The organism is Lentzea alba, from assembly GCF_011067745.1.
In the GTDB taxonomy this organism is placed as follows: domain Bacteria; phylum Actinomycetota; class Actinomycetes; order Mycobacteriales; family Pseudonocardiaceae; genus Lentzea; species Lentzea alba.
Window position 1 is genome coordinate 287,192 of record NZ_JAAMPJ010000006.1, and the last position, 18,859, is coordinate 306,050.

An 18,859-nucleotide genomic window follows, 5' to 3' on the forward strand; every position below is an offset into this window, starting at 1 on the left:
CAGAGCGCGTCCGGCGACTACGCAACGGTGCGGCGGAGCACCCAGGTTCGCACCAGCGCGCCCGTCACCAGGGCCAGCATCAGCACCGCGACCAGCACCGGAGCGCCCACGCCACCGGGACCGCCGCCCAGCCTGGGCAGCGCCGTCGCGCGACCGGCGGCCTGCACCTGGTCGCTCTCGTAGCTGTTGCCGTTCGACGCGCGCGGCACCTGCGAGCCGTACCGGACGCCGGGCGACGGCGAGTACAGGCCGGGCATCGCGAACGGCAGCGAGCCGTAGCTGAACAGCGGCACGCGGCCGAAGTTCGTGCCGAGCGGGTAGAGCGAGAAGTCGCGGTTGCTCGGCGAGCCCGCCGGCACGCCGGGGGTGGTGCCGGGGTTCACACCGGGCTGCTGGCCGGGTTGCGTGCCCGGCTGCGGCTGGGGCTGCTGGGCCGGAGGCTTCGGTGCGCCGGGGATGGCCCCGACGGCCTGCTGCGAGGCGTCGGCGAGGCCCTTCGAGGTGTCCTGGATCGGCGCGGCGACCTGGTTCACGCCGGTCACGGTGATCTGGCAGCCGCTGGTCAGCGTCGCGCGGACGGTCTGGTCGAGGGTGCCGAGGATCGGTCCGAGCAGCGGGAGCTTCTGCAGCTCGGCCATCACCGCGTTCGCGATCGTGGCACCGCTGATGGTGGTCGTGCCGACCTGGACTGCGCCGATCGGCATCGGCTTGGCCTGCGCGAACGCCTGCTTGAACGGGTCCGCGAGCGGCGGTCCGAGCAACGGGACGGCGCGGATCAGGTCCGTGATCGGCTGCGTGACCGCGGCGGGGCTGAGAGAGACGGGCGTGCCGGGCGTGCCCTGCACCGATGTGGCGCAACTGCCCACGACGATCGGCTCGGCGGCCGTGGCGGGAGTGACTCCCACGGCGGCGGAGACCAGCGTCAGAAGCGTCGCGGCGGTGACGCTCAGCAGTCGCATGTGAACCCCTTTCCTACTCTCAAGTAACGACCGTAGGTCCTGGTCGTGACGCAGACCATCCCCAGTTTTCGCAATTACTCCTATCGGCGGCGGCTGCGATGGCGTTATGGACGCCGACTACCCTCCTTGTTCATGCGCATCGGGGCCCATGTTCGCGACGACGACCCGGTCGGCGCCGCGGCCGAACGCGGGGCCGAGGTCGTCCAGTTCTTCCTGTCGGATCCCCAGGGGTGGAAGAAGCCCAAACCACACCCGCAGACGGAGGCTCTGCTCGCCTCCGGCCTCGAGGTGTTCGTCCACGCCCCGTACATGATCAACATTGCGTCGCTGAACAACAAGATCCGGATTCCGTCCAGGAAGAACGTGATCCAGCACGCGGAGGCCGCCGCGACCGTGGGCGCGAAGGGCCTGATCGTGCACGGCGGGCACGTCACGAAGGGCGAAGACCCGTCAGAGGGCTTCGCGAACTGGCGCAAGTTCTTCGAACGGCAGGTCGCCGAGGGCGGCTTCGCGGTCCCGGTGCTGATCGAGAACACCGCGGGCGGCGACAACGCGATGGCGCGCTCGTTCGACAACATCAAGCGCCTCTGGGACGCGGTCGGCGAGTTCGGGTCGGGCTTCTGCCTCGACACCTGCCACGCGTTCGCCGCTGGTGAGGACCTCGTCGGCATCGTCGAGCGGGTGAAGGCGATCACCGGCCGGATCGATCTGGTGCACCTGAACAGCTCGCGCGACGAGTTCGGTTCCGCACGCGATCGGCACGACAACATCAAGACTGGCACCATCGACGCCGACCAGTTGGTGGCCGTGGTCGCCAACGCCGGATGCCCCGTCGTGGTGGAGACACCGGACGAGGGCCAGGCCGACGACATCGCCTTCCTGCGCGACCGCGCCGGCCGGTGAAGACCGTGCACGAGGTGGTGAGCGTGACGCCCGAGCGAGGCGACGGCGGGCGTTTCGTGAACCGCTTCGGCAGCGCGGCCCTCGTGGTGCTCACGCTGTTGTGCGGGCTCACGCTGCTGCTGGGCTTCATCAACAAGGACCGCTGCACCGGTCCGTCGTTCGACCAGTGGGGCCGCACGCAGCCGGACTACGACGAGCGCAACAAGGAAGACGTCTGCTACTCCGACATCCAGCACCTCTGGATCGGGCGTGACATCGACCGGCACGTCTTCCCGTACGTCGACGGCGACATCAACGACAAGGGCATCCTCATCGGCGGTTCCGTCGAGTACCCGGTGCTCTCCGGCCTGATCATCTGGGCGGGCGCGATCTTCGCGCACAACGACGCCGAGTACCTGCTCTACTCGTCGCTGCTGATGGCGCCGTTCGGCCTGCTCACCGGCTGGATGCTGGGCAAGCTCGCCCGCTGGCGCGCGTTGCTGTGGGCGATCGGGCCACCGCTGATCCTGTACGCGTTCCACAACTGGGACCTGCCGGTCGTGCTGTGCTCGGTGGCCGCGGTCTTCGTGGTGCACCGCTGGAACAGACCACTCGTCGAACGGGCCACGGTCGCGTCCGTGCTGCTCGGGCTCGGGTTCGCGTTCAAGGTCTACCCGGCTGCCTTCGTGCTGCCGCTGATGCTCTTCGTGGCCACCGGTGGCTGGCGCGGCCAGGAGATGCCGGAGGGCAAGAAGGTCGACATCGCCGGCGCGGTGAAGGTCGGGCTCGCCTCGATCGTCACGGTCGTGCTGGTCAACCTGCCGTTCGCGATCGCGGGCAGCAAGGGCTGGCTCGCGTCGTTCGAGTTCCAGCAGCTGCGCCGGGTCGACATCACGACGAACTCGATCTGGTACTGGGGCCTGCGGCCGTTCATCGGTGACGACGCGATGCAGTCGCTGGTCGGCGTCATCTCGCCGATCACGATCCTGGTGTCGTTCGCGATCGCGGCCGGCTACGGCTGGTGGCGGTTCACCCGCGAGGGCAGCTACCCGTGGATCGCGGTGTCGGGCGCGATGTTGTGCGGCTTCATGCTGCTGCACAAGGTCCACTCGCCGCAGTACACGCTGTGGCTGGTGCCGTTCCTGGTGCTCCTGCGCGTGCGGTTGATGTGGGCGTACGCCTACTTCGTGGTCGACCTGGCGATGGGGATCGGCATCTTCCGCTGGTTCTGGGCGATCGAGTTCGGTCAGCCGGCCGGGATCTACGACAGCTTCTCCGCGCAGGCCGTGATGATCGGCGTGTGGGGTCGTGCGGCGCTGCTCGTCGCGCTGTTCGTGGCGTTCCTCAAGGCCAAGGACGTGACCGAGGACGACCACGAAGATCTCAAATTCATCCGCGGGGCAGTAGCCGCGAAGGGCTGATCGCCGCACACTGCACGTGTGAGGGTGATCATCGCGCTGGCGTTGCTGCTGGTCTGCGGTGCCTCCGGCGTGCCGGCGCGGTCGGAGGCGATCCGCTGGCTGCCCGTGTGGCAGGCCGTGCCGACGCTCTCGGCCGGGGTGCCGGACCACGTCGTGCGCACGACGGTCGACCTCGCCGCGGGCGGCACGTCGGTCCGGGTGCGCCTGTCGAACCTGATGGGCATCAAGCCGGTCCGGATCGAGCAGGTCACCGTGACGGCGAACGGCGAGTCGCGGCAGCTGACGTTCGGCCGGTCGCGCGGCATCACGATCAGGGCGCGCGACGAGGTCTACAGCGACGCCGTGCAGCTCCCGGTGACCAAGACGCTGGAGATCAGCACAACCACCCCGGACGGCACACCGTGTCAGGCGCGCGCGTGGAACACCATCACGTCGGCGCGCGCGTACGTCTGTCTCGTGTCGGCGGTCGAGGTCGCGGGTTTCACCGCGCCGGGCGCCGCGGTGATGTTCGGTGACTCGATCACCGAGGGGTACGCCGAGGGCAGCTGGCCGTCGCTGGTGGAGAGCGACTACGCGGTGCTGAACGCGGGCATCGGCGGCAACGGCGTGGTGTTGGGCGCCGCGCCGATGGTCACCCGCGTGTACCGGGACGTCCTCTACAGCGCCGAGGTGCGCAAGGTCGTGATGCTCGGCGGCATCAACGACATCCAGAGCGGCGTCAGCGCGGAGAACGTCATCGCGGGCATCCGCACGGTTCAGCAGCGGTGCCGCAACGAGGGCGTGGAGTTCAACGTCGGCACCATCACGCCGTGGCGCGGCTGGGTGAACTGGACCGAGGACAGGGAACGGCAGCGCCAGCAGGTGAACGCGTGGATCCGCGCCACCTTCCCCGGCCACGTCGACTTCGACGCGGCCGTGCGCGACCCCGCCGACCCGCTCAGACTGCGTCCGGAGTTCGACTCCGGTGATCATCTGCATCCGAACGCGTCCGCATTCGGTGCAATGGCTCGCCTCGTGCGGGTGTGACGATCCGCCGGTCCGGCGCGTCCTCCATGACACCCGCCAACGGGTCGTCACCCGACATCCGCACCTTGTCGCGCTCCGGGTGGTAGATCTCCTTCAGGACGACCACGCACAGCACGATGACGGCCGCGTCCCGCAGCAGCACGGCGCCGAGGAACCAGTCGATCGGCAGGCCCTTGTTGTCCGTGCCGAGGTAGAAGTACATCCGCGGCACCCACACGAGCGCGTCGAGCGTCATCCACGCCAGCAGCAGCTTCCAGCGCGGCAACGCGAGCACCGCCAGCGGCACCAGCCACAGCGAGTACTGCGGGCTCCACACCTTGTTCGTCAGCAGGAACGCCGCCACGACCAGGAACCCGAGCTGCGCGAGCCGCGGCCTGGTGGGCGCGCTCAGCGCGACGTAAGCGATGCCGGCGCAACACGCGAGGAACAGCACGGAGCTCACGGTGTTGAGCACCGTCGGCGGCTGCCCCTGCGTCAGTCCGGGGTCGAAGCCCTTCCACCCGGTCCACTGCACGAGCACGTTGTAGATCGTGTCCGGGTCCGCGTTGCGTTCGGTGTTGAGGCGGAAGAACTCCTTCCACCCCGTGTGCGACGCCGGGTTCAACGCGATCGGCGCGTTGACGAGCGCCCACGCCCCGATGGCCGACGCGGTGGTGGTGAGGCCCGCCTTCAAGCGGTCAGAACGCCAGCACAGCAGCAGCAACGGCCCGAGCAGGAACAACGGATAGAGCTTCGCCGCGCCACCAAGACCTATCAGCGCACCGGCGAGCATCGGCTTCTTACGCGCCCACGCCAGCAAACCGGCCGTGGCGAGCGCGGTCGCGATCGTGTCGAAGTTCGTGAACGCGTGGACGATGACCAACGGCGACACGGCGACCAACGCCGCGTCCCACATCCGCCGCCGCGCGATCCTCGCAACGGAGAACACGGTTACGAGCCACGCCACGGCCAACCAGAACGCCGTGACGTTGAAGTACACGATCACCGTCATCGGCAGGCCGGGGATGAGCGCCACGAGCCCCTGCGCCACCCGAGCGTTGAGCCACTGGAACACCCCGGTGACGACCGGGTACTCCATGTACCGGACGTGCTCGGTCGGCTTGCCCTCGTCGTCCTTCCACGAGGTGATGTACGGGAACGACCCGCGCTGGTCGAGCCGTTCCGCCGTGTAGAGCGGCACGGTGTCGGAGTAGCAGAGCGCCGTGAACTGCTTGCTCCCCCGCCAGTCCAGCTGCACGACGCCCTTGTCGTCCACGTACTGCTGGATGCACGGCGACTTCTGCACCCACCCGCCGAGCAACGTCAGCACGGCGAACAACAACACCACCCGCAGGGCTGTCCAGAAGTAGTTCCTGCCGACCTGGGCGTGCTCGCCGAGCGGACCGCCGAACGGTCTGCTGAGGGTGCGGGCGAGCGACTCCGTCCACGTGGGCGCGACGCGCTCCTCGTGGGTGAGCGAGTCGGTGTCCTCTGCGGGAAGCTCGGCAGGGCTGCTGGGCACGTGCGGATGTTACGGGCAACACCGTTTCGCCGTGGTCAACATCCCTGGACCGACGCGACAGGGCCCCGGAGTGTCCCGGGGCCCTGTCGGTGCGAGCGCTATCGGCAGACCGTGCCGCCGTTGATGGAGACCAGCCAGTTCGGCGGATCCATCAGGATCGCGCCCGTGAAGCAGTAGTAGTCGTAGAGCAGCTGGTTGCGCCAGATGTAGCCGCGCACCTCGCCCGCGCTGATCCAGAAGCCGCCCTCGTCGTACCTCGGCCCGGGGAACCAGGCCAGGCGCACGAACACGGGGTCACCGGCCTTCTTGGTGAACCAGACGCTGATGTCCGCGCGGTTGTTGACGATGTCGCCGACACGGATGCAGACGTCACCGTTGCCGATGTTGACGCAGGACGTTCCCTGTTCCAACGCGCTGAACTCCGGCGCGGTGGTGATGGGCTCGGCCTGGGCGGTGTGAGAAACCGTCAGCAGCGACATGGCGAAAAATGCGGAGAAGAGCAATGCGAGCATGCGTTTGAACGACATGTGTACCCCCAGGTTTCGCTACTCGACTCGTCAGTTGAAGGTCCTGACCCTGAACCGGTTGATCCGGTCGTTGAACTCGTCGTCGACGTACCAGGTGTCGCCCTTGTACCCGTTGCTGGACGAATTCGGGTTGTGATCCTGCACGTAAGCGACGGTGTATCCGCACGACCCGTGCACCTCGAACGACGAAATGCGGTTGCGCCACGCCGTGAAGTTCGTCGCGTCGAGATCGACGACGTAGCCGCTCGAATCGCAGGTGCCGGCGTACCCGTACCAGTTGATCCATCCGTTGTCGGTGTTGTAGTGCCAGTTGTCGTACCAGGTCATGAGCAACGTGGCGGCCGCCGCCGCGGAGGCGGAAGCAGCCTTCAGCTTGGGCGAGTTCTGACGGCTGTCGCACGTCATCACGGTGTTCTGCTTGTCCGCACTGGTCACCGCGACGCAGTACTTCTGCCCAGCCGCCGCATCCGCGGGTACGGCGAACGAGCAGAGCAGTGCTCCGACGAGCACGCCGAGTGGAGCGATTTTACGCATTGCATTCCCCCAGGTGTGAATCTCAACTCTGACTTGGCTGTGTGGTCGGACTGAACCTGATTTCTGGGCAGGAAGGAATTTCTCGGTAACTGGACTCCGAGTTGCGTCCAAGTGGCTGTTTGAACGTGAAAACCACGCACAGCTCCGACCCTCGTGATCCGAACACGCCGGAGCTGACGCCGATCAGTTCCGAGGTGATGGTGATTTCCTCGGCGGTGCGGTTCACCGCGCGGACGGATTGGGACGCACCGGTGGATTCGGCGATGTCGGCATCGGTCAGTTCACCGTCCTCCGCGCGCTGCCGCAGCTGTGCCATGGTCTTTTCGGCGTTCTCGCGGATGCTTCGCTCCGCCTCGTCTTCCGCGCTCTTGTTCGCGCTCTGCAAGCCGATCGAGAACCAGATCACGAGGCCGAGCACGACGAGGAGGGTGATCCCGAGCCCCCACACGATGATGGTGAGGGCTCGGGAAGAGGTCGAAGGACGGCTTGTGGTCATGAACCTTGATAGCCTATTTCAGCCAGTTTCCGCTTCAGCAGGTCGGCGTAAGCGGCCGTACCGGCGCCGTTCGGGTGGAAGCCTTCGCGGCTGATGCACAGGTCGTCTGCGTTGATCCTCACGAAGACGCAGAACTTGCTCCCGCCGTCCGGATAGTCGAAGTCACCTTCGTGGAAGTCTCCGTTTCCGTTCGCGCCGATCTTGATGCCGTTCAGCCACGGATCCCTTTCGCACGCCTGGTGCTGATCGAACGTTGGAATGGCATCCGCGAAAGTGACCCGGCTGAGGCCGAGTTCTGTTACTGCTTCCTTCTGCTTCTGCGTCATGTAGTTCGCGAGGTCACGCAGCATCATCACCTCCGCGCTGTCGATGCCGACTGTGCAGGAGTACGAATCGAGGAGGACCGGGTATCCCATCAAAACGATCTTCGCGTTTATGGCGGTGTCGGCGATCTTGGTCAGCGTCTCCTTGGTGCTGGTCTTGGTCTTGTCCATGATCGCTTTGTACTTGTCGGACGTGATGGGATTCGCGCAGGCGCCGCCAAAAACGGGTGACATGCACGTGCTGAGCGCTTCGGAGAACGCATCTCCGTCGTTGCCGCCGATGGTCAGTGCCACCAGTGTCGTGTTCTTGTTCAACACGCCGGACTTCACCTGGGAGACCTCCCGGAACTGCCCGTCTGTTTGTCCCCATTTCTCGTTGCGGGGCCATGCGGACGGGTATCCGTAGATGCCGTTGACGTTCCAGTTCTTCGCGCCGGAGCAGGCGACGAAGCCCAGCTCGGCCCAGTTCGACTTGGCGTCGACGAGGCTGCCGAGCGAACTGTTGGCGCCGGGCAGCATCAGCTTCCGGCCCCAGGCCTCCCGGCTGCGCCGGCACGCGGCCCAGTCCGGTGTGCCGTGGTTGTTGTCCGATTCGCGGTAGTAGTCGCCGGCACCTTCACCGGACGAGTACGAGTCGCCCAGGACCGCGACGACGTGCTTCGGCTTGGCCGGGAGCGGTTGGAACGCGATGGCGTCCCACGCGACGTCGTTCACACCGCGACCCTCGTACTCGTTGATGTTGTCCAGCCGCACCTCGGGGTTGCCGGCGAACTCGTACACGCCGATGGACACCCACTGGTTCGACTCGGTCCCCTGCGACAGGTACCGGAAGTTCTCGCTGCTCCACCCCTGGCCGGTGTTGACCTCGTACTTGGCCTGCTGCGTGTGCGCACCGTGGTCCGGCGTGTGCACGAGCACCCGCCACCAGCCGTTGATCGGCCTGTTCAGCTTCCAGGTTCCGGTGATCTTGAGTCGCTGGCCGATCGTGTCGTTGCCGTTGGTGTGCGAGAACCAGAAGTGACCGTTGTACCCGGCTCCGAGCTGGTGAAAGTCGATCTTCGACGGGTACTTGTCCGGAGCGTCGCCCGCGAACTGCAGGTCGAACGACCCCTCGGTCTGCTGACGACCACAGGGTCTCGCCGCACTGGGCACCGGAGCCGCGGTGCTGTCGTCCACGACAACGGTCCCCGCCGGCAGTCCGGCACGGGTGCAGTTCGGCGGGTAGCTGATGCCGTCCGCCTGGTACGGCACGTCCGGGTCGCGGAACCTGTTCGTCTCGACACCGCACTCGTAGGCGTCGCAGTCCGGCTTCCACGTCGCCGGGTAGTGCCACCAGCACCTCAGGTCGTAGTAGCCGGCCGCGTCCTTGTTCGCACACGGTCCGGGCGGCTCACCGATCGTGCTCTCGTCCTCGGGCGTGTTCTTGTCGTCCGGCTTGTTCGGCGTGATCCTGACGTTCTTGTCGCAGTTGTTCTTCGCCGGCTCGCAGAAGAAGTAGGTCGGCGGTTTGACGTTGCGGCGGTTCTGCTCGGCGCTCGGCTTGCCGGCCACCGGCTGGTCGATGTTCTCCCGCCAGCCCCGCCAGTAGGTGTACATGTACCCCGACGCGGTGACGCCGGGCGACACGACGGCCTCGATCGGATGGCCCGCCCAGCCCATGACCTTCTCCGGGTAGGACCAGTCCTGCGGGTGTGCGGCGTCCGAGTACCCGTTCTCGAGGAACGCCGCCCGGTTCGGCGGGTAGTGCGGGTTCGCGGGGTTGTTCGCCCAGCCGAGTCCCCACGGGTTGTTGCCGGACGGCGCGTTGAAGCCCGAGTTGTAGGCCCAGATCGCGAAGTACCAGTTCTCCAGCCACTTCGGGTCGCCGTTGTTGACGGTCAGCCCGGCGCGGCGGGTCTCGTTCCACTTGCTCTGCAGGATGCGCAGACCGGCGGCGATGTTGGTCGCGAAGTCGACGGCCACCGCACGCTGCTTCTCCGGCGCCAGCGCGGTCTCCCCCGGCTTCGTCTGACCGGCTTTGCGCATGCCGTCGGTGACCTGGCTGACGCCGTACCCGCAGTCGGCCTTGCCCCAGTTGATGTCCCAGTCGTCGCCTTCGGTGCCGTTGTAAATGTCGACGCCGTAGTAGTTGCCGATCAACGGGTTCGCGGTCTCACCGGGCAGTGCGTAGCGCGCCGCCTGCCAGAGGTTCGACTCCTGGGCCAGGATGCCGAGCATCACCTGGGAGGGAACCTGGCCACCACCCTCGAGCGGGATCGACGGGAACATCTCCTGCGGCTTCCACGCGACGGGCATCCCGGACTGCTTCCAGTTCGCCGGGCGCTGTTCGAACAGACCGCCGGTCACCGCGTAGTTCACCGCCCACTCCACCTGGCGCGGAGTCGGTTGGTAGACCTGCAGGTTCGGGTCGTTGCGAGCGATGGAGCAGGGCGACTCGGAGTCCACCGGGTTGTTCGGTGACCCGGACGCGGTCATCTCACCGCTGGTCGTGGGGAGTTTCGGACTGGCAGCCTGCCCGGCCGCGGAAGGTGCGCTACCCGGCAGGACCGTGAACGCGGTGGCCTTGCCGGTCGACGAGACCTTCGCCTCGACCCGGACAGGACGAGGGTCCGACGGGTCAGGAGTCGCGGTACCGGGGTCGGAGGTCTTGGCCCGCTGCACCGACGTCACCGCGAGCCCGCCCTGCACGGACACCGTGCTGAGCTTCGGCACGTCGGCCTTGACGACAGCGGCCGGGAGCTTCTCGACCTTGTCCGTCTTGCCCGTGATGAAGACCTTGCCGGTCGCGCTCGCCGTCAGTCCCAGCTCGGTCAGCGGACCCTGGGCGAGCGTCGTCACCGCGGCGTCCCTGGCGACGCGCTCCACCCGTCGCACGAACGACGTGGTGCCTTCGTGGTCCAGGAAGACCACGCCACCGGCGTCGTCGGCGCGGAGGTTGAACGGCAGCGACGTGGACTTCGCGAGGAGCCGTCGAGCGCCCTTGCCGTCCACCGTGACGAGTCCGACCGAGTCCGCGGCGACGATTCCCTCCTTGGTGGGGATCGCCGAGGTCAGCTGACCGGGCATCTCGATCGGCGCGGCCACGGTTCCGGCGGCCGCGTCGACTTCGAGCAGCCGGGTCTTGCCGAGGGTCTCCGTTCCGTGCTGGCTCAGCACCGCGCGCTCGCCGCTGCCACAACCGGGGCTGTAGTAAGCGAGTGTGCTCTGGACCGGCAGTTTCTTCACCGCACCCGACTCGAGGTCGACGACCGCCGTGAAGCCGCCGCGCTCGAACAGATCAGGCTTGTTGGTGAACGTGCGCGGCGCGTACACGACGACCAGCTTCTTGCCGGACGCCGTCGCGCAGGCGTTGCCGATCCACTGGTCCGCGTCGAACGCCTGCTCGGACAGGGAAGCGACGGTGCGCCAGGCGTAGCCGTCCTTCGCCCTGGCCGCCAGCACGTGGAACCCGTTGGCGTCACCGCTCGTCGTCCACGCGACGTCGGTGGACTTCTGCCAGTCCTTGCCGATCACCTCATCGCGCTTCTTCTGCGGCACGACAGGCGGTTCGGTGCTCGTCTGCGTGGCGGGCGGTGCGGCGATGTCAGCGGTCTTGTCGGGTGCGGCTGTGCCCGGTTGGGCGGTGGAGACCAGCAACGACGCGGCCACCGCGGCCACCACGGCTGCTGTGGTTCTCGGTTTTCTGCGCATTCACTCCCCCAGGACGTGTTTGCAGCGACTGATCAGTGCGTTTCTTCTTGCGGTGCAGGAGAGCCGCCAACGCCCCGGCCAGGCCGAGCACGCCCGCGACCAACCACCACACGAAGCCAGCTCCCGCGTCGTGCGCGGGTGTTGACGTCACGGCTCGCGCCGGATCGACGATTCCGTGCCCGTACTGCGGATCCCGGCCTTGCGGGCCGGCGTCCCGGGCGGTGGAGGTGAGCAGGTCGACCACTTCCGGTGCGGACAGTTCCGGATGCGCGGCACGAACCAGCGCCGCGCTGCCCGACACGATCGCGGCCGCGAAGCTCGTCCCGGAACGCCCGGACGACGTCACCTCGACCCCCGGTGCGGCCAGGGCCACCTCCGGACCTTCGACGCTGACGTCGGGCCGGAACTTCCCGGAACCGTCCACCGCGGACACCGCCAGCACGCCAAAACCGTTGGCGGGAGCCGTAACCCCGTCGTCGGTTCCGGCGTTTCCGGCGGCGGCCACCACGACGACGTCGTGCTCGGCCGCGTAGCGAAGGCTTTCGTCGAACGTGCCCTTCGCCGAGCTGCCGAGTGACAGGTTCAGCACGCGCGCGCCGTGGTCGACCGCCCACCTGATGGCGGCGTTCGCTTCGACGCTGTTGCCGCTGAGCTTGACCGGCAGGATCTTCGCCTCCGGGGCGACGCCCACCACCAGCTCGGCCACGTCGGTGCCGTGGCCGAGCCGGTCGCGCGTGCCGGTGCCGAGTTCCGGGAACTCGGCACCGGGCAGCACGGCACCGGCGAGTGCGGGGCGGCCGTCGTCGACGCCGGTGTCGACGACTCCGACGACCACCCCGGCGCCCTTGGACACCTGCCAGGCGTGCTCCAGATCGAGCTGCCCGGAGAGGTCCGCGAGCATCACCAGTGCGAGCAGGAACTTCATCGCCGGATCAGTAGTCCCACATCAGGAAACCGCTCTGCGGATTGGTGTTCACGTCCACCTTCTCCTGTTTCAGGATGGTCATGTCCTCGGTGCTGTTGTCCCGCGGACGGAGAGCCATTCCCGGCTTGGAGAACAGATAGCCGTTGTCCACAAAGGAGTCGAGCAACTTCTCGTTCCACCAGTACATGTAGGTCGTGTCGTCGCATTCGCGCACTACGGCCTTGGCGCCGGGGTCGTACGTGTTGCCGTTGATCGCCATGCACAGTCCAGTGCCGCGGTGGACGACCCGGTACTTCCACCACGTGCGCGGAGAGGTGCCCGCCGGTGCTTCCTCGGTCAGCCCACCCGTCTTGCTGACCAGCCAGTGATCGGTGATCGAGCCCGCGCAGGCCGACTGGACCACGTCTCCCGGCCCGCCGGACTGGTCGGACACGGTCAGGCACTTCCCGGTCTGGTTGTTGATGATCGGGGTCGACCTGTACGTCTCCGGACCTGGCAACGTCGGCAGGCTGAACGCGAGCGCGTCAAACACCATGATCTCGTTGTTGGCAGGCCCGCCGTTGGGCGTGATCGAGCTCAGGCTCACCTTCGGCACGTTGTTGAACACGAACGTGCCGACCATGGCCCAGGTGTTGCCGCTGTACAGCGACTGGTCGACCGTCGCGGTCTGCACCCCACCCGCGGTCTCGACCTTGTACTGGGCCTGTTTCGCTTTGCCCGTTCCGTGCTTGGGGATGAACGCCCAGACGGTGACCTTCCCCTTCAACATCTTGTTCAGCTGCCATTCCGCGGTGATGGCGGCCTTCTGGTCGGTCGGACTGTTGCTCTTGACCGTGGTCTGCCACATGTGGCCGCCGAGCCCGCTGCCGATCTGGTGCAGATCGACCATCGCGGCGGGTCTTCCGTCGGTGCGGAAGGACATGGCACCTGACGACGCCGGTCGCGCGCAGTTGGGATCACGCAGACTCGGGGCGGGGTGCTCGACGATGAGACTGGTGGTGGGGTTGGGCAGGTTCGACAGGTTGCAGGTGGACGGGTAGCTGATCCCGCCTGCCGGTTCGGCCGCGAAGTCGGGGTAGTCGTAGCGGATGAACTCGAAACCGCAGGTGCGGTTGCAGTTGTCCTCCTTCCACGACGCCGACGTGTGCCACCAGCACCTCAGGTCGTAGTACCCGGAGGCGTCCTGGTGCGCACACGGTCCGGTCGGCTCGCCGATCGTGCTTTCGTCCTCCGGGGTGTTGGGGTTGTCCGGCTTGTTCGGCGTGTACTGGCCGTCCTTCACGCAGTTGTTGCTGGCGTTGCAGAACGTCCACCTGTCGGGCTTCACGTTCCGGCGGTTGTTCGCGGCGGTGCCGGGGATTCCGGCCGGACCGTCGAGGCCGTTCCACGTCGCGGGGCGGAAGAACGGCACCTCGGTGTTCTCGTCCTCGAAGCCCGACGGCGGGTTCGCCGCGAAGCCCATCACCTTCTCCGGGTACGGCCAGTTCTGCGGAGTGGCGAAGTCCCGCGGGTCCTCGCCGAACGAACCGCGGTTGGGGTTGTACTTCGGGTTGGCCGGATTGTTGAACCAGCCGAGGCCCCACGCGTTCGGGTCCCTTTCACCCGGTGCGTAGAAGCCCGAGTTGTAGGCCCACACCGCGAGGAACCAGTTCTCGATGTTCGAGAAGTCGTTGTCGTGGACCCTCATCCCCGCGTTCTGGACCTGGTTCCACTTCTCCTGGACCTTCTGCAAACCCGCGGCGATGTTGACCGCGTAGTCGGTGGCGACCGCCTTCTTCGAGTACGACAGGGGGTCCGGGTCCGTCCTGCGCATGCCGTCGGTCAGCTGCGTGATGCCGTAGCCGCAGTCGGCATCGGCGAAGTCGACGTCCCAGTCGTTGTCGGGGTTTCTGTCGTAGATCGGCAGCCCGTAGTAGTTGCCGATCAGCGGGTTGGCGAACTCGCCGGGCAACGCGTGCCGGGACGCCTGCCACATGTTCGACTCCTGGCCCATGATGCCGAGCAGGATCTGCGCGGGCACCTTGCCGTTGCCGTTGGTGTTCACCATCGACAGCGGCGGGAAGACGGACTGCGGGCTGTACGACGGCATGCCCAGACCGTTCCAGTTCGCCGGGCGCGTGATGCGCAGGTGGTTCTTGACCGCCATGTTCGCGGCCCACTCCGCCTGCTTCGGCTTCGGCTGGTAGGTCTGGATCGAGGTGTCGTTGCGGGGAATCGCGCAGGTGTAGCCGGGTTCGACCTCGCGCGGCTTGAGCGCGGCGGTGGCGTCGACGGTGAAGCCGACCTCCTTGCCCGTCTTGAGGCTCTTCGTCTTCAGATGCCAGGCCTGGGGCTCGCCCTGCACCGCCGAACGGGTCGGCAGGTGCTCGGTGATCGCCGTTTCGCCGTTGGTCGACACCTCGGCGCGGACCCCGACGTCGAGCTTGCGGACGAACTGCGGCAGCGCCTCGACCTTGGCCGCCTTGCCGGTGATGAACACCTTGCCCGCGGTACCCGACGCGACGGCGAGCTCGCCGGCCTTGCCGGTCGCGAGCGTGGTGACCTTCGCGCCGACGCCGGCGGTGGCGCGCTGGATGCTCACCTTGGTGGTGTCCTCAGGAGCGACGTACACCACGCCGTTCTCGGCATCGGGCCGCAGGAACGACGGCGTGCCCTTGGTCTGGGAGAGCCGCTTCTTCGCGCCGTCCCTGCCCACCTTGAGCACGCCGCCGATGCTCGCGACCGCGAACCCGTCGCCGTACGGAACGGCGGAGGTCAGCTGGCCGTCGAGGTCGGTCGGCTTGCTGAGCTGGGCGGACTTGGTGTCGACGGTGAGCAACCGAGTCTTGCCGCGGTCCTCGTCGCCGCTTTGGGTGAGCGCGACGGTGTCACCGGTGCCGCAGCCGGGGTTGAAGTACGCCAGCGTCGTCTTCACCGGCAGGTGCTTCACCTCACCGGAGACCAGGTCGACGACAGCGGTGAGCCCGCCGCGCGAGAACAGCTGGTCCTTGTTGGTGAACGTGCGCGGGGCGTACACCACCACGGCCTTGTTGCCGTCGCCGGTGACGCAGGCGTTGCCGATCCACTTGTCGGTTTCCACGGACTTGGTGCCCAGCGTGGCGACGGTGCGCCACGAGTAACCGGTCTTGGCCTCCGCCACCAGCACGTGGAATCCGGTGCCGTCGCCGGACGTGGTCCAGAGCCGGTCACCCGACTGCTGCCAGCCCTGACCGAGCAGTTCCTGGCGCTTTTCCGCTGGTACCACGGGTGGTTCGACGGGCGGTTTGGCTTTCATCGTGCCCGGTGCGTCGGGATTTCCCGACGGGACGACCGGAACAGGTTTGGCGTCGGCTTGACCCAGCGACGCAAGCATTAATGTCGCGGTGCTCAATGCGACAAGGACACGTCTTCTCAGTGCACGATTTGCGGGCAATTCACATCCCCCAGATGTTTTTGCGCAGGCCGAACAGGCCTGCGGTTGCACGAACACGTGCGTGAACAGGCCTTGTGGGCAGGATGAAGCTGCCTGCGGCTACGCAGGCATGACGATGGCGGTGAACGCAGAAAGGTTGCCGAAATGCGCAACCAGAACCCGACAAGTGCTCGGCTCGGTGCTCTCCGAGAAGCCCCCAGTGGGCGCGAGGCCCGGTGTGCGGAGTACCTCCCCAAAGGCACTCCGTCGGATTGGATTCAACCGGCTGCACAAGGCGACGTCAAGGCCGCCTTTCGCAGTAGCACAGGAGCCGTCCAATTGCGAAACGGGGCTGACGCGTGTGCGTCAGCCCCGTTTCATGATCTTTTTCAGTTTGTCCGTTCAGTCCTTCTTGTCACGTGTCGCCCGGATCGCGTCCACCGCTGCCGGGGTCCCCACCGGGGTTCGGCCTGTTCGACGTGCTCGGGTTCGTCGGCGGCGTCGGGCACAGCAGGCCCTGGCACGGCTCACCCGAGGGCTTCGTCGGCCTGGGGTCCGTCGACGGAGGCGGAACGACCGGGGTGTTGGACGGCGTGTTCGAAGGCGTGTTGGACGGGGTGTTGGACGGTTTCGGCGGGTTGAAGTTGTTCAGCGGCTTCGGCTTGGCGAACTTCTCCGGCTGAATGCCCTGCAGTGCGCCGTCCATGAACCGCTTCCAGATCTGGCCGGGGATGGTGCTGCCGAAGATCGGGTTGCCGGCCTTGTCCTTGATCGCCACGTTACCGGCGTCCTTGCCGACCCAGACCGACGCCGAGAGCTGCGGCGTGAAGCCGACCATCCAGGCCTTCGAGTTCTGGGAGATGCTGTCAGCGAGCTCGTGCGTACCGGTCTTGCCGGCGGACTCGCGGTTGTTCGCGAGGTTGATCCTCGAGGCGAGAGGGATGTCCTTGAGCGTCTCGGTGACGTTGTCCGCGATGTCGCGGCTCTTCTCCTCCACCGGGTCGAACGCGGGCGTCGCCTTGTCCGCGTGCTGGTACAGGATGTCGCCGTTGGGTCCCTCGACCTTGGTGATGAAGAACGGCTCGCGGTACATGCCGCGCGCGGCGAACGTCGCGAACGCCGACGCCATGTCGAACGGCCGCACCTGAGCGTTGTCCGCACCGATGGCGATACCGGCGTTGGGCGGGTTGCCGCCTTCACCGACCAGCAGGTCCCGCATCTTGCCCTCGATCGGGACGCTCTTCGGGATACCGGCCGCGTGAGCGGCGTTCGCGACGGCCTGGGTGCCCGTGCCGTTGGGGCTCGCCACCATGTCGTAGAAGACGGTGTTGAGCGACTCCTTCATGGCCTGCTTGATCGTGCACTGCTTGCCACAGGTGGTGTTGCTCGCGTTGCGGATCTCCACGCCGGCGATCTTGCGCGGTGTCGCGTCGTAGGTGTCGCCGATGCCCTTGCCCATCTTCAGGGCGGCGACCAGGTCGAACGGCTTGAACGACGAGCCGGCCTCCTGGATCGTGCCCTTGGCGTAGTCGATGCCCTTCAGGCCGTCCTTGCCGGGGTAGTAGGCACGGACCGCGCCGGTCTGCGGGTCGATCCCGGTGAGCGACGTGCGCAACTCCGGGTCCTGGCCCGCCATGACGGAGTTCACCGCGTCGACCGCCGCCTGCTGCATCTTCGGGTCGATGGTCGTGTAGATGGTGACGCCGACCTTCTGCGCCTTCTCCATCGTGATGCCGACCGTGTCGCTGTCGATCTCGTTCTGGACCTGCTGGCTCACCCGGGCGAGCGGCCCTTCGAGGCTGGCGGGCTGGGTCTCCTCGAACGGCAGCGGCAGCGGGAACTTGCGGGCGTCGTAGTCCTGCTGGCTGATCCACTTCTTCTGGAGCATCTGGCCCATCACGAATTCCCAGCGCTTCTGGGCGTACTCCTTGTCCTCGGACCAGGACGGAGTCTGGATCATGCCCGCGATCAGCGCCGCCTCGGAAGGCGTGAGGTCCTTCATTTCCTTCTTGTAGTAGACCTGCGAGGCGGCCTTGAAGCCGTTCGCGCCACGACCGAAGTACACCGTGTTGAGGTACGCGGTGAGGATCGTGTTGTGGTCCGACTCGTTGCTCATCTTGAAGGCCTTGACGACCTCGGTGAACTTACGGGTCAGCGTCGGCGCCTCGTTGTTGGTCGCCTTCTTGATGTACTGCTGGGTGAGACCCGAACCACCGGAGCTGCCGCCGGTCGCCTGGATCCAGACCGCGCGCACGATGGCCTTGGCGTCGAAGCCGGGGTTCTCGTAGAAGTTCGCGTCCTCGGCCGCGAGCACCGCGTTCTTGACGTTGTCGGGGATCTCCTCGTACGTCAGCATCGTGCGGTTCTGGCCAGGCGAGGCGATCTTGCCCATCTCGGAACCGTCCGAGTAGCGCAGGGTGACCGTCTTGTCCTGCCGTTCCGCGACCTCGTTCGGCTTCGGCCACTCGACCAGCGGGTACGCGACCGCGACCGCGATCACCGGGCCGAGGATCATCAGGCCGAGCGCGACGAAGGCACCGATCCGGACGCGCTTCCAGATCTTCTTCTTGCGCAGACGGCGCTCCTCCTCTTCGGTGAGCTCCGGCTCGTCGTCGTAGTACTCGTCGTCGTCGTCATCGACGCCGGCCATCAGGAACTCGTCGTCCGGCTCGCGGTGCGTCAGCAGGTCGGGTTCGCGCTGCGTCGGCCGGTTGACCGGAGGCAGCTGCGTGGTCCGGTCCTGACCGGGGTTGCGCGGGGGCATGCCGGGACGGCCAGGGCCACCAGGACCACCAGGACCACCCGCGGGGCCGCCAGGGCCACCCGGACCGCCGGGGCGACGGCCACCGGGAGGCGGGGCGATGGGCATACCACCGGGAGGCGTCGGGGGACGGCCGCCGGGCCCACCCGGACCCGCAGGCCCGCCCTGAGGCCCGCCAGGCCCCGGCGGACGCCCTGGGCCGCCCTGAGGGCCGCCAGGACCCCCGGGTGCGCCCTGAGGACCGCCTGGTCCGTTCGGGCGGCGTGGTGGCTGCTGCTGTGGGAAACCACCGGGTGGCGTGCCACCCTGAGGAGGGCGCGCGAAACCGCCGGGTGGGGTTCCCGGTCGTGGCTGATTCGGGACATCACGTCTCGTGCCCCCGCCGTCCGGGTCGTCCCCGGTCGGCCACTGAGGCTCGCCTCC

Annotated in this window: 12 protein-coding genes; 3 read left to right on the forward strand and 9 right to left on the reverse strand. The window is 67.1% G+C overall.

Annotated elements, in window-relative coordinates; translation table 11 throughout:
* Positions 1-17: 17 nt before the first annotated feature.
* Positions 18-959: a hypothetical protein gene (locus tag G7043_RS23455; protein ID WP_166048781.1), complete on the reverse strand. Its 942-nt coding sequence runs from the start codon at positions 957-959 to the stop codon at positions 18-20.
* 132 nt (positions 960-1,091) lie between these two features.
* On the opposite strand from G7043_RS23455, the gene G7043_RS23460 reads away from it, so the two are divergent.
* From G7043_RS23460 to G7043_RS49955, 3 genes are read left to right on the forward strand one after another with little or no spacing between them, the layout of a single operon-like run.
* Positions 1,092-1,862: a deoxyribonuclease IV gene (locus G7043_RS23460; protein ID WP_166048783.1), complete on the forward strand. Its 771-nt coding sequence runs from the start codon at positions 1,092-1,094 to the stop codon at positions 1,860-1,862.
* A 23-nt stretch (positions 1,863-1,885) separates the two neighbouring features.
* Positions 1,886-3,262, forward strand: coding sequence for a glycosyltransferase family 87 protein (locus G7043_RS23465; RefSeq protein ID WP_313888041.1), 1,377 nt, complete (start codon positions 1,886-1,888; stop codon positions 3,260-3,262).
* 18 nt (positions 3,263-3,280) lie between these two features.
* Positions 3,281-4,288 carry a GDSL-type esterase/lipase family protein gene (locus tag G7043_RS49955; RefSeq protein WP_166048787.1) on the forward strand — a complete coding sequence of 336 codons (1,008 nt, stop codon included), beginning with the start codon at positions 3,281-3,283 and terminating at the stop codon, positions 4,286-4,288.
* Here G7043_RS49955 and G7043_RS23475 read toward each other — a convergent pair.
* The 8 genes from G7043_RS23475 to G7043_RS23510 all read right to left on the reverse strand — a co-directional run bounded on the left by G7043_RS23475 (position 4,200) and on the right by G7043_RS23510 (position 18,439).
* Positions 4,200-5,789, reverse strand: coding sequence for a glycosyltransferase family 87 protein (locus tag G7043_RS23475; RefSeq protein ID WP_166048789.1), 1,590 nt, complete (start codon positions 5,787-5,789; stop codon positions 4,200-4,202). The two genes, G7043_RS49955 and G7043_RS23475, sit on opposite strands and share 89 nt — an antisense overlap.
* 98 nt (positions 5,790-5,887) lie before the next feature.
* Complete coding sequence (locus G7043_RS23480; RefSeq protein WP_166048791.1) at positions 5,888-6,316, reverse strand: hypothetical protein; 429 nt, start codon at positions 6,314-6,316, stop codon at positions 5,888-5,890.
* A gap of 30 nt (positions 6,317-6,346) precedes the next feature.
* Complete coding sequence (locus G7043_RS23485; protein ID WP_166048793.1) at positions 6,347-6,850, reverse strand: hypothetical protein; 504 nt, start codon at positions 6,848-6,850, stop codon at positions 6,347-6,349.
* Between the two features lie 22 nt (positions 6,851-6,872).
* Entirely contained in the window at positions 6,873-7,346 is a 474-nt protein-coding gene (locus G7043_RS23490; protein ID WP_166048795.1) for a hypothetical protein, read from the reverse strand.
* Positions 7,343-11,359, reverse strand: coding sequence for an SGNH/GDSL hydrolase family protein (locus G7043_RS23495; protein ID WP_166048797.1), 4,017 nt, complete (start codon positions 11,357-11,359; stop codon positions 7,343-7,345). The genes G7043_RS23490 and G7043_RS23495 overlap by 4 nt, the downstream gene beginning before the upstream one ends.
* The gene (locus G7043_RS23500) at positions 11,253-12,284 is read right to left on the reverse strand and encodes a S8 family serine peptidase (RefSeq protein ID WP_166048799.1); all 1,032 of its coding nucleotides are present in this window, start codon (positions 12,282-12,284) and stop codon (positions 11,253-11,255) included. The genes G7043_RS23495 and G7043_RS23500 overlap by 107 nt, the downstream gene beginning before the upstream one ends.
* Before the next feature lie 7 nt (positions 12,285-12,291).
* Positions 12,292-15,558: a golvesin C-terminal-like domain-containing protein gene (locus tag G7043_RS23505; protein WP_166048801.1), complete on the reverse strand. Its 3,267-nt coding sequence runs from the start codon at positions 15,556-15,558 to the stop codon at positions 12,292-12,294.
* A 532-nt stretch (positions 15,559-16,090) separates the two neighbouring features.
* Complete coding sequence (locus tag G7043_RS23510; RefSeq protein ID WP_242642610.1) at positions 16,091-18,439, reverse strand: transglycosylase domain-containing protein; 2,349 nt, start codon at positions 18,437-18,439, stop codon at positions 16,091-16,093.
* Positions 18,440-18,859 lie beyond the last annotated feature (420 nt).